General features: G+C 65.4%; 9 protein-coding genes. 2 read left to right on the plus strand and 7 right to left on the minus strand.

The window, feature by feature from the left end; all coding sequences use genetic code 11:
• Positions 1 to 73 precede the first annotated feature (73 nt).
• From ACN8M7_RS15840 to ACN8M7_RS15850, 3 genes are all read right to left on the minus strand, one after another.
• Complete coding sequence (locus ACN8M7_RS15840) at positions 74 to 1,846, minus strand: acyl-CoA dehydrogenase C-terminal domain-containing protein (protein ID WP_490261388.1); 1,773 nt, start codon at positions 1,844 to 1,846, stop codon at positions 74 to 76.
• 61 nt (positions 1,847 to 1,907) lie between these two features.
• Positions 1,908 to 3,281, minus strand: coding sequence for a solute carrier family 23 protein (locus ACN8M7_RS15845; protein WP_490261389.1), 1,374 nt, complete (start codon positions 3,279 to 3,281; stop codon positions 1,908 to 1,910).
• 125 nt (positions 3,282 to 3,406) lie between these two features.
• A complete protein-coding gene (locus tag ACN8M7_RS15850) occupies positions 3,407 to 5,026 on the minus strand; it encodes an acyl-CoA synthetase (RefSeq protein WP_490261390.1) in 1,620 nt (539 codons plus the stop codon).
• A 141-nt stretch (positions 5,027 to 5,167) separates the two neighbouring features.
• On the opposite strand from ACN8M7_RS15850, the gene ACN8M7_RS15855 reads away from it, so the two are divergent.
• Positions 5,168 to 7,102, plus strand: a complete 1,935-nt coding sequence (locus ACN8M7_RS15855) for a PAS domain-containing sensor histidine kinase (protein WP_490261391.1) — start codon at positions 5,168 to 5,170, stop codon at positions 7,100 to 7,102.
• An 86-nt stretch (positions 7,103 to 7,188) separates the two neighbouring features.
• Positions 7,189 to 7,815: a response regulator transcription factor gene (locus tag ACN8M7_RS15860; protein ID WP_061240814.1), complete on the plus strand. Its 627-nt coding sequence runs from the start codon at positions 7,189 to 7,191 to the stop codon at positions 7,813 to 7,815.
• Between the two features lie 3 nt (positions 7,816 to 7,818).
• On the opposite strand, the gene ACN8M7_RS15865 is transcribed toward ACN8M7_RS15860, so the two are convergent.
• The 4 genes from ACN8M7_RS15865 to ACN8M7_RS15880 all read right to left on the minus strand — a co-directional run bounded on the left by ACN8M7_RS15865 (position 7,819) and on the right by ACN8M7_RS15880 (position 12,112).
• On the minus strand, positions 7,819 to 10,428 hold the full coding sequence (locus ACN8M7_RS15865) for an EAL domain-containing protein (protein WP_490261392.1): 2,610 nt from the start codon (positions 10,426 to 10,428) through the stop codon (positions 7,819 to 7,821).
• A 66-nt stretch (positions 10,429 to 10,494) separates the two neighbouring features.
• Complete coding sequence (locus tag ACN8M7_RS15870; protein ID WP_061240815.1) at positions 10,495 to 11,106, minus strand: class I SAM-dependent methyltransferase; 612 nt, start codon at positions 11,104 to 11,106, stop codon at positions 10,495 to 10,497.
• 3 nt (positions 11,107 to 11,109) lie between these two features.
• Entirely contained in the window at positions 11,110 to 11,454 is a 345-nt protein-coding gene (locus ACN8M7_RS15875; protein ID WP_061240816.1) for a DUF5629 family protein, read from the minus strand.
• Positions 11,455 to 11,470: 16 nt separating this feature from the next.
• Positions 11,471 to 12,112, minus strand: a complete 642-nt coding sequence (locus ACN8M7_RS15880) for an oxidoreductase (RefSeq protein ID WP_490261393.1) — start codon at positions 12,110 to 12,112, stop codon at positions 11,471 to 11,473.
• Positions 12,113 to 12,161 lie beyond the last annotated feature (49 nt).

The following is a 12,161-nucleotide window of genomic DNA, read 5'->3' on the forward strand; positions in this document are numbered from 1 at the left end:
TGGGTGTGCAGGGCACGCCCAGGGGGAATAAAAAGGCGCGGCGCCGAAGCGGCCGCGCAACACGCTCAACTATTCAAAACTGTTCGGCGGCCAAGCCGTAAAGAGACTGGCTGCCGGCGCGAATGCTCGCTTCCAGGCTCAGGGTGCGCGGCAGCAGGCGGGCGAAGAAGAACTCGGCGGTGGCCAGCTTGGCGCTGTAGAAGGCTGCGTCTTCGCTCTGCTTGCGCTGCGCCACGGCGGCCATGCGCGCCCACATGTAGGCGTAGGCGACGTAGCCGAACAGGTGCAGGTACTCCACCGAGGCGGCGCCCACCGAGTTCGGGTCGGCCTTGGCCTGCTCCAGCAGCCAGCCGCTGACGGCCTCCAGGCGCTCCAGCGCTTCGACCAGACGCTCGCCAAAAGGCGACTCGTTGGCGTGGGCGAAATCGCGCACCTCACCGGCGAACAGGCACAGTGCGGCGCCGCCATTGGCCACCACCTTGCGCCCCAGCAGGTCGAGCGCCTGGATGCCGTTGGTGCCTTCGTAGATCTGCGCGATGCGCACGTCGCGTACCAGCTGTTCCTGGCCCCATTCGCGGATGTAACCGTGGCCACCGAATACCTGCTGGCCGTGCACGCAGCTTTCCAGCCCGGTGTCGGTGAAGAAGGCCTTGGCCACCGGGGTGAGCAGGGCGACCAGGGCTTCGGCGTTGTGCCGCTCATCCGCGTCCTCGGCGTACTTGGCCAGGTCGAGCTGCTGGCCGACGTAGCAGGCGAAGGCGCGTCCGCCCTCATTCAGCGCCTTCATGGTCAGCAGCATGCGGCGCACGTCGGCATGCACGATGATCGGATCGGCGACCTTGTCGGGGGTCACCGGGCCAGTAGCGGCGCGGCTCTGGATGCGCTCGCGGGCGTAGCCGACCGCCGACTGGTAGGATGCCTCGGCGCAGCCGATGCCCTGGATGCCAATGGACAGGCGCTCGTAATTCATCATGGTGAACATCGCCGCCAGGCCGCGATTCTGCTCACCGATCAGGTAGCCGGTGGCGCCGTCGAAGTTCATCACGCAGGTGGCCGAGGCCTTGATGCCCATCTTGTGCTCGATGGAGCCGCAGCTCACCGCGTTCCGCTCGCCCAGGCCGCCGTCGGCGTTCACCATGACCTTGGGCACCAGAAACAGCGAGATGCCTTTCGGCCCGGCTGGCGCATCCGGCAGCTTGGCCAGTACCAGGTGGATGATGTTCTCGGTCAGGTCCTGCTCGCCGCCGGTGATGAAGATCTTGCTGCCGGTGATGCGGTAGCTGCCATCGGCCTGCGGTTCGGCGCGGGTGCGGATAATGCCGAGGTCGGTACCGGCATGGGCCTCGGTCAGGCACATGGAGCCGGCCCAGCGACCCTCGTACATCGGTGGCAGATAGGTGGTTTTCAGTTCCTCGCTGGCGTGGGCGTCGATGGCCAGGCAGGCGCCGGAACTCAGCGCCGAGTACAGGGCGAAGCTGGAACCAGCGGCGTAGAGCATTTCCTCGAAGGCCACGGCGAGCATCTTGGGCATGCCCATGCCGCCGTACTCGGGGTTGCCGGACAGGCCGACCCAGCCGCCCTCGGTGTAGGTGGCATAGGCTTCGCGGAAACCGGCCGGGGTGCGCACCTCACCGCCGTCCCACTGCGCGCCTTCCTCGTCGCCGCTGCGGTTGAGCGGGGCGATCAGGCCGCCGGTGACCTTGGCCGCTTCTTCGAGGATGGCGTCTGCGGTGTCGGCATCGACGGTTTCCGCCAGGGCCGGCAGGCGCGCCCACAGGCTGGGCGCCTGGAACACGTCATGAAGGACGAAGCGCATGTCGCGCAACGGGGCGTTGAACTCGGGCATGGTGCAACCTCGACAGCAGGGGCGCCGCGACAAGCGCGGCGCGTGTGGAACGAAAAAAACGTCAGTCGGCTTGCGCCGGATTCTGCGGCTTATCTGTGACGCTGGTGAATTTAAGCAGATGGGTGCGTTCGACCAGAATGTACAGCGCCGCGCCTGCGGCCAGGCCCCAGCCTGCGCCGTAGACGGCGAGCACCACACCCATGGTGCCGGCGATGCCGCGTTCGGTGTTGTTGTTCAGTTGCTCGAAACCGACCATCAGGCAGATATAGCCGGTGAGGATCAGCGTCAGCGACAGGGCGATCGGCAGCACCGGCTGAAAGAAGCTGACCAGCGGCAGCATGAACAGCGCGGCGAAGCCGGTGATCCAGAAGGTGCCAGCACCGCTGTAGATCGAGTCCATCGCCTTGCGTCCGTACTTGTAGCGCTCGGCCATGGTCGCCGCCACGGCCGTCCACAGCGGGCCGGCCAGGCCCGGGTAGGGCGCGAAGAAGGCGTGCAGGGCGTTGCGGATGGCAGTCACCAGGTGGATGCGGTCGACGTTGTTTTCGATCACCTCGTCGGTACGCAGTTCATCGGCGCGTTGCATCAGTGACTGACCGACGATGATGTCGCCGAAGGCGATCACGTAGGCGATCACTGCGGTAGGCACCGCGAGCATGAACACGTCCAGGCCGGGGAAGCCGACATTGAATGGCAGGTAGTTCCACATCTCGCCGAAGGCCGGCGCAGTGATGTCCCATTTCACGTCCGGCATCTTGTATTCGCCCACGGCGATGCCGATGAAAATGGCGATCAGCATGCCCGGCACCATGCCGTAGTTGACGATCTTGCGCGCCAGCGGCACGCGTTCGGTCAGGCCCTTGAACGACACCGAGAACATCAGGTAGAGGCAGATCAGGCTGCCCAGCACCAGGGAGATCGGCGTGTTGGCCAGGCGGCCGCCGGCGCTGATCTCGCCCATCAGCGCAGCGATACCGGCACCGATGATGATGCCGCCCTTCATCGAGTTGGGGATCAGCCGCACCAGGGCGCTGCCCAAGCGGGTCACGCCGAGGAACAGGAAGATCACGAACACCAGGAACTGCAGGGCGAACAGCGCCTGGATCGCTTGCGGGCCGGGCTCGTAGTTGCCGAGAAACAGCAGCACCACGGGGATGCCGGGGGTGATCCAGCCGGGCACCAGTGGCACGCCGAGCAGCGCCGGCAACATGAAGCCGATGCCACATACCACCACGTAGGCCAGGGCCACGTCGTAGGGCAGGCCGAGGTACTTCTCCAGCAGCGGGATCATCGCCAGGCTGACCACGAACATGATCAGCGCCTGCAGCATCTCGGCGGTTTCCCAGCGGTAATGCACGAAGGGCAAGCGTAGCTTGAACGGGCCGAGAGGCCAGTGCGGTTGCTCATCGCCGTCACGGCGCTTGAAAATTTGCATGAGGGTTCTCCGTCGGCCGTCTTGGCCGGTTCTTGTTGTTGTGAAAACGGTGCGGTTGTGCCGTAGCCCGGATGCAATCCGGGGACAGCGATTCGGATTCCCCGGATTGCATCCGGGCTACGTGATCAAAGCGCCTTGGCCATGTCGCGCAGGACGAACTTCTGGATCTTGCCGGTGCTGGTCTTCGGCAGTTGGGTGAAGACCACGGTCTTGGGCACCTTGAAGCCAGCCAGGTGCTCGCGGCAGAAGGTCATGATGTCGCTGTCGTTGACCTGCTGGCCGGTCTTGAGGGTGATGAAGGCGCAGGGCGTCTCGCCCCATTTCTCGTCCGGTCGGGCGACCACGGCCGCCTCCAGTACGGCAGGGTGGCGATAGAGCACGCCCTCGACCTCGATGGTGGAGATGTTCTCGCCGCCGGAGATGATGATGTCCTTGAGGCGGTCGCGGATTTCCACGTAGCCGTCTGCGTGGCACACGCCCAGGTCGCCAGTGTGGAACCAGCCGCCCTCGAAGGCTTCGGCGGTGGCGCTGGGGTTCTTCAGGTAGCCCTTCATCACGGTGTTGCCGCGCATGAAGATCTCGCCGATGGTCTGGCCATCACGCGGCACCGGTTCCAGGGTTTTCGGGTCGGCCACCATCACCCCTTCCAGGGTCGGGTAGCGCACGCCCTGGCGCGCCTTGATGGTGGCGCGTTCTTCCAGCGGCAGCTCGTCCCACTCGGCGTGCCAGGCGCACAGGGTCACCGGCCCGTAGACCTCGGTGAGGCCGTAGACGTGGGTCACGGAAATGCCCATCTCTTCTACCGCACCGATCACCTTGGCCGGTGGCGCGGCGCCGGCGACCATGGCCTTGACTGGATGATCGATGGCCGCCTTGGCCTCGGCCGGCATGTTCACCAGCGCATTGAGCACGATGGGCGCGCCGCACAGGTGGCTGACCTGCTCGTCGCGGATCAGGGTGAGGATCTTCGCCGGGTCGACGCGGCGCAGGAATACGTGCACGCCGGCCAGGGCGGTGATGGTCCAGGGGTAGCACCAGCCATTGCAGTGGAACATCGGCAAGGTCCACAGGTAAACCGGGTGGTTGCCCATGTTCCAGGTCATCTGGTTACCCATGGCGTTGAGGAAGGCGCCGCGGTGGTGATAGACCACGCCCTTGGGGTTGCCGGTGGTGCCGGAGGTGTAGTTGAGGCTGATGGCCTGCCACTCGTCCGTCGGCCACTGCCAGGCGAACTCGGGGTCGCCCTCGGCGAGGAAGGCCTCGTAGTCCAGGTCGCTGACCGCCTGGCCTTCGCCGTACTCGGGGTCGTCGACATCGATCACCAGCGGCGGATGGTCGAGCATGCCGATGGCGGCGTGCACCACGTCGAAGAACTCGCGGTCGGCGATCACCACCTTGGCTTCACCATGCTGCAGCATGAAAGCGATGGCTTCGGCGTCCAGGCGCACATTGAGGGTGTTGAGCACGGCGCCGATCATCGGCACGCCGAAATGCGCTTCGAGCATCGCCGGAATGTTCGGCAGCATCACCGCCACCGTATCGCCCTGGCCAATGCCGCGCCCGGCCAGCGCCGAGGCCAGGCGCCGGCAGCGTGCGTAGGTTTCGGCCCAGTCGCGACGAATCGAGCCGTGTACCACCGCCGGGTAGTGCGGGTACACCGCCGCCGTGCGTTCGATGAAGCTCAGGGGGCTGAGGGCGACATGGTTGACGGCGGCGCGGCCGAGGCCCTGCTCGTAGATCGACATGGCGGATACACCTTTGGCTGATTGTTAGCTCTGGTTATTCCGGTAATGATGCAGGCATTACCGAAGCTTGCTGGCGGTGATTTATAGGTCATTTCTATTTTTTATGGAAGTTGTACCAAGGTTTTATAGAATAGTTACTATATGAATCTTTCGAGTGATCAGGCGGCGGTGCCGCTGCAGGCCTGGCTGCGCATCCAGCGCGAAGCGCCATCCCTCAACGAACGGGCGGCCGCTTTGCGTCGTGCCGTGCTGGGCTGCCCGCAGGTGCGCCAGGCTTGGTACCTGACCTGGCAGCCGGCCAGCCGCACCTACGCCCAGGACGACAACGGGCCACGGTTGCCGCCGGGCCAGGGGGATCCGCTGGCGGCCAGCGACCAGGCGCTGTTCGAGGCGCTGGCGACGCAACCTTGTCTGAGCCTGGAGACGCTGCGTCAGTTGCCCTGCTGGCTGGCCGGGCGACTGCGCCGCGCGGCGATTCACCACGGTCAGGCGCTGGCGCTGAGTCTGGAGCCGGGCGCGGCCGGCCTGCTGTTGCTTCAGGTCGACGAGAACGCCGGCCTGGAATGGCTACCCTGGCTACGCGAGCTGCTCGCGCAACTGGTCGCGCTGGCCGGTGGCATGGCTCGCAGCGCGCCGCTGCTGTCGGCCGACCCGCAGCCGGCGCTGCTGCTCGACGAACAGGCGCGGGCGCTGGAATTCAACCAGGCGTTGCAGGGGCTGCTCGGCGAGCGCACGTTGGCGCAGGTCGGCGCCTTACTGCCGGTCAACCATGTACCGCTGGTGCGCGCCTGCCTGGAGCAGGGCCGCGCCATCGAGGCGGTGGAGGCGCAGGACGGGGAACGCATCCTGATCTGGAGCTTCATCCCCGACCTGGCTGAGCGCCGCGTGCTGGCGCGCTGCCGTGAGGCGACCCAGGAAATTCGCGAGCAGCGCGAAGCGGCGCGGGCGCGCCGCCTGTATCGCCTGATTACCGAGAACACCACGGACCTGATTTCCCGCCACACGCCCAATGGCGTTTTCCTCGATGCCTCGCCGGCCAGCTGGACGCTGCTCGGCTACTGGCCGGAGGAGCTGCGCGGACGCAGCGTCGACAGCCTGTTGCACCCTCTGGATCAGACCCAGCAGGCGCAGCAGGCTCGCGAGGCACTGGAGCAGGACGGCTACCACACCATGACCTATCGCATTCGTCATCGCGACGGTCACTATCTCTGGTTCGAGACCGCCAGTCGCGCCATCCGCGAGACCTACACCGGTGCGGTGGTGGAGGTGGTCAGCGTGTCGCGCGACATCACCGCGCGCATCCATGCCGAGGAAAACAAGCGGCGCCTGGAGGACGAGCTGGCGCACACCACGCGCCTGATCACCCTGGGCGAACTGGCCTCCGGCATCGCCCATGAGATCAACCAGCCGCTGGCGGCGGTGGTCAACTACGCCAGCGCCAGCCAGCGTTACCTGCAGGGCGTCGGTGGCGACCCGGTAGGCGTCGGCAAGGTGGCCCAGGGGCTGGCGCGGATCACCGAGCATGCCAACCACGCTTCGGTGGTGATCAAGCGTCTGCGCGCCTTCCTGCGCAAGGGCCAACGGCGCATGCAGGCACTGGATCTGGCCGAGGTGGCGCGCGAAGCCGTGCGTCTGTGCAACTGGGAGGCGGGCGCGGCGCAGGTGGCGGTCAGCGACGCCTTGCCGGACAATCTGCCGCCGGTATTCGCCGACCGTGTGTTGCTCGAGCAGGTGTTGCTGAACCTGCTGCGCAATGCCATCGAGGCCAATCGCGATCGGCATCCGGGCTCTGCGTCGCAGATACGCCTGGAGGCCGGCGAGGGCAGCGGCAGCCTGGCGATCCGGGTGATCGACCAGGGGCCGGGTGTCAGCGACGAGCAGATGGGCAAGCTGTTCACCCCGTTCTACACCAGCAAGGCCGATGGCCTGGGGCTTGGCCTGTCCATGAGCCGCAGCATCATCGAAGGCTTTGGTGGGGCGCTGGAGGCGTTTCCTGCCGACGGTGGCGGGCTGTGCCTGGAGTGTCGCCTGCCATTGGGCAGGGACGACGAGTCGTTGTCGAACGGTCGCGGCTAAAGCCCCTCCCACGCAGCTTGCAAGCTGTGGGAGTGGTGTTCGCCGCGACCGATGAAACGCATAACAACAAGAGGAGCTGCACAGGGATGCAACAACTGGTTTATGTGGTCGATGACGACCAGGGCATGCTCGACTCGACCCTCTGGCTGCTGGAGTCGGTGGGCCTTACCGGCGTGCCGTTCACCAACGGTCGCGCCTTTCTCGACGCCTGCGATGCGGCGGCCAATGCCTGCGTACTGCTCGATGTGCGCATGCCGGGCATGGGCGGGCTCAATGTCCAAGAGGAGATGCGCGCGCGCGGCATCGACCTGCCGGTGATCTTCGTCAGTGGTCACGCCGATGTGCCTATCGTGGTGCGCGCATTCAAGGCCGGTGCGGTGGACTTCATCGAGAAACCCTACAACGAGCAACTGCTGCTCGACAGCGTGCAGCAGGCGCTGGCGCGCCGTGCTCCAGTGCCCAGGCAGGACCCACGCCTGGCCGAGGTTCAGGCTCGACTCGACCAGCTCACTCCGCGCGAGCGCGACGTGTTGCTGCCGCTGGTGCGCGGCTACACCAACCGTGAAGTCGCCGAGCAGCTCGATATCAGCGTGAAGACCATCGACCTGTATCGCTCGCGGGTGATGAAGCGCATGCAGGCCGAGAGCCTGCCAGAGCTGGTGGGGATGGCCATTGCCGCTGGTCTGGTGGATGGCCTGGCACTGCGTGCCTGAGTCTCAGGCCGCGCCCGGTGGCAGGTCGAGGGTGCTTTCGCCATAGACGCCGATGCGTTCGGGCACCTGCGGGACACCATACAGGTAGCCCTGGAAGTAACGGCAGCCCAGGCTTAGCAGGGCATCACGCTGCGCCTGGCTCTCTACACCTTCGGCGATGACCCGCAACTCCAGCGCCTGGCCCAGGGCGAGGATGGTGCGCACGATGGCGGTGTCGCTGGCATTGTCGAGCAGATCGCCGACGAAGCTGCGGTCGATCTTCAACTGGTCGAGTGGCAGGCGCTTCAGGTAACTGAGCGATGAGTAACCGGTGCCGAAATCATCCAGCGAGAAGCGCACACCATGGGCCTTGAGTTGCACCATCTTGTCGATCAGCGCTTCGATGTCCTGAACCAGCTGGCTCTCGGTCAGCTCCAGCTCGAGCCTGTGCGGGTCGGCTCCGGTTTCCTTGAGTGCAGCGAGCACGTCGGCGACGAAGTCAGGGTGATGGAACTGGCGGGCGCTGACGTTGATCGCCACGGTCAGCTCGGCGCGCTGCGCATCACTGGCCCATGATGCAAGTTGCTGACAGGCCGTGTGCAGGATCCAGCGCCCCATGGGCAGGATCAGCCCGGTGCTTTCAGCCAGCGCAATGAACTCGCCGGGCGGCACCAGACCACGCTGCGGATGTTGCCAGCGCACCAGGGCTTCGGCGCCAAGCAGCTCACCCTGTTCATTGACCTGAGGCTGGTAGTGCAGGAGCAACTGGCCCTCGCTCAAGGCGCGACGCAACTCATGTTCCAGGGTGGCGCGTGCCGCCAGTGCCTGCTGCATGCGCGGGTCGAAGAAGCACAGGGTGTTGCGCCCGGCAGCCTTGGCTTCATACATGGCCAGGTCGGCGTGCTTGAGCAGTTCCTCGGGCTTCTCGTGGGGTTGGGAGAACAGCGCTACGCCGATGCTGGCGCTGCCACTGTGGCTGTAGCCGGGCAGCTCGAACGGGGTGGCCAGGGCGCGCAGGAGCTTGTCGGCGACCTGCTCGATGGCGGCGATGGCCGCTTGTGGCTCGGGCTCGAGGTTTTCCAGAATCAAGACGAACTCGTCGCCGCCCAGGCGCGACAGGCTGTCCTCGAGGCGTATCTGGCTGAGCAGGCGCTCGCTGACCTGTTGCAGCAGCAGGTCGCCCATGTCGTGGCCGAGGGTGTCGTTGAGCAGCTTGAAGTTGTCCAGGTCGATGAACAGCAGAGCGCCTTCGCGCTGGTTGCGTTTGCGGCGGGCCAGGGCGAACTGCAGGTGCTCGAGCAACAGGCGGCGATTGGGCAGGCCGGTGAGGGCATCGTAGTAGGCGAGTTGATGGATCTGCTCGAGGTTCTTCTTGTGCTCGGTGATGTCGGTGGAAATACCGCACAGCGCGTAGATACTGCCGTCGGCTGCACGCAGCGGCAGCTTCACCGAGAAGTAGGTGCGCTCGTTGCGGCCCTGGCGGTCGCGGTTGGTTTCCTCGCTTTCGATGCGTTCGCCTGCCAGTACGCGCCGGTCGTTGATACCCAGCGCTTGCGCTGTATCGTCGTCGAAGAAGTCGGTATCGGTGTGGCCGATGACCTGCTCGGCGCTGCGCCTGAACAGTTCGCAGACCTTGCGATTGGCGTACTGGTAACGCAGTTGCGGGTCCTTGATGTAGATATGCGCTTCGACGCTGTCGAGGATGGTGTTCAGGCGCGCTTCGCTGGTCTTCAGGTGACGGGTCTTGTCGGCAACCTGGCGGCGCAATAGCAGGCTGCCGCCAATGGCCAGGCTCAGCAGTGCGACCAGCAGCGCCAGGCCCCACCAGAGTAGGACGGGAACGCTGTGGCTATGAGCTTCGCCACTCCAGCGGTGCAGCACCTGGAAGTAGATCGAGTTGGGCGATGACTGCCAGGACTTCAGGTGACGGTCGATGGCACTGAGCAGCTCGCCGTTGCTGCCCTTGCGCGTGGCGTAGAACAGCTGCGCGGGCTGGAACATGATCGGGGTCGCGTTCAGGTGGTAACGGGCCGCGTGGTAGTCACCAAACAGCTGGTTGGCCACCACCGCATCGGCTTTGCCGTCGAGGACCATGGTGAAGCCCTGGCCTAGGTCGTCGAGTGGAATCATCTGTGCCTGCAGGCCAAAGCCGTCGAGCAGGTCTTGCAGGTACTGGTACTGGATCGACCCCTGCAGGGCTGCGATACGCAGGCCGCGCAGGTCGAGCACGCTGCCCAGCTGGAGCGTCTCGTGGGCGAAAAGCTGCGACCAGCTGAACAGCGACGGAATCTGGTGAAAGTCCATCGTCTTCGCCCGCTCGTCACTGAAGGCCACATCCGGCAGCAGATCGATCTCGCCGCCCTGCACCATCTGCAGGCATTGCTGCCAAGTACAGGGCACTGCCTGCAGCTGCCACCCTTCCTCGTTGGCGATGGCCTGCAGCAGTTCGCCGAGAATGCCCGATGGTTGCCCGTTGCCATCGGCAAATATCTTCGGCTCGTTGGCGTACACGCCGACCCTTACGGTTCGCGCTTCAGCCGCGAGGCTGAAGGTGCAGCTGAGCAGACCAAGGCACAGCAACAGGGGCGCGAGGCGTGGCAGGGAGAGGGTGTACATACGCAAGTCGATTTCCATTCGCAGAATTCCAACAATCTGCTCTGCAGTATGGCTGTCTATACGGAGGATGCGAGTCGCGCGCTGCTAGTCGGCCCAGCCGCGAAAGACATGGGTCATGGGCCTTGGCCCCTTCAGGTAGCCGCTATCCAGCTGGCGGATGTGAAAGCCACCGGCGGCGATCAGCGCAGGTATGTCGCGGTCCAGATGGCAGCCGCCAGCCACAGGCTTCCACAGCGGGGTGAGCCGGCGTTGCCAGCGCACCACTGGCAGGTCGGGCGCCAGGCCATGTTCGCAGAACAGCAGGCGACCACCGGGTTTGAGCACGCGGCGCATTTCGCGCAGGGCGGCGACGGCATCGGGGATGGTGCAGAGGGTGAAGGTGCAGACGATGTCGTCGAAGCTGGCGTCCTCGGCCTGAATCTGGCCCAGCTCCAGGGCGATCATTTCCACCGGCACCTGGCAGCGTGCGGCGCGTTCGCGGGCCAGGCGCTGCATGGCGGCGGACGGGTCGACGCCAACGACCACCTCGACCCGCTGCGGATCGTAGAAACTCAGGTTGAGGCCGCTGCCGATGCCGATCTCCAGCACGCGGCCGTGCGCCAGCGGCACGATTTGCGAACGGGCCTTCATGACCGCTCCCATGCCGCAGGCGAAATCGATCAGATGCGGCAGGATATGGCGGTCATAAAGGCCCATGGCTCAGGCCTCGTCTTGCCCTTCGTCGTCCTCGTCGTTGTCGCCACGATAGGCGGCGAAACACTTGAGGGCGTGGCTGACCTCGTTGCTTTCGATCTGCCAGCTGTCGTCCGCTTCGCTGTAGCGTGCGGCCTGCACCGAAGCCAGGGAAAACTTCCACAGACGGCGCTCGCGGCCATCGATGCAGTGCACCTGCAGCAAGGGTTTGGCGGAGCTGTCGCTGCCAGCCGTGCCGGCGCTGATCTGCGCCAGCAATTCGGTGTCGAGGTCGAACTGCCAGGCATACAGGCCATCGATCTCCAGCATGTCGGCGTCTTGCAGGGCCTCGATCAGGCTTGTCGGTTTCATCGCATCATCCACGGCATCAGCGCCCCAGGCGGCGCAGGTCGGAAGACTCTATCACGCGCACACCGTCTTCCTCCTCCAGGGCCAGACGCCACAGGGCGCGGGCCAGGGCGCAGGCGTCGATGCCGCGGTACTTGCCTGGCAACCAGCGCAGCAGCGGCGCCGCCAGGCGCTCACCGAGACGGAACTCATGGCGCGTGCCGAGCAGCAGCGACGGGCGGGCGATGGTCAGCTGCGGCCAGTCCATGGCTTTCAGCGCTTCTTCGGTCTCGCCTTTGACGCGGTTGTAGAACACCGACGAATTGGCGTTGGCGCCCAGGGCGCTGATCACCACCAGATGCCGCGCGCCGAGCTCGCGAGCGCGGCGCGCGAAGGCCAGTACCAGATCGTGGTCGACGGCGCGGAAGGCCTCTTGCGAGCCGGCCTGCTTTATGGTGCTGCCCAGGCAGCAGAAAGCGGTGTCGACCTGGCCGGACAGTTGCGGCAGCAGAGTCAGCAGTTCACCCACCGGGTTTTCCAGGTGAGGGTGCGCGGCCAGGGGGCGGCGGGTCGGCGCCAGCACGCGGGCGACCGTCGGCTCGCTGAGCAGACGGTCGAGCAGGTGCTCGCCGGTGAGTCCGGTGGCGCCAGCGATAAGGATGTGCTGCGGGGTCAGGTACATGCAGTCGTCTCTTGTTCGTTACAGTTCAGCTTAACAGGCTGTTGAAAAA

Source organism: Pseudomonas spartinae, assembly GCF_965197125.1.
Classification (GTDB): Bacteria; Pseudomonadota; Gammaproteobacteria; order Pseudomonadales; family Pseudomonadaceae; genus Aquipseudomonas; species Aquipseudomonas composti_A.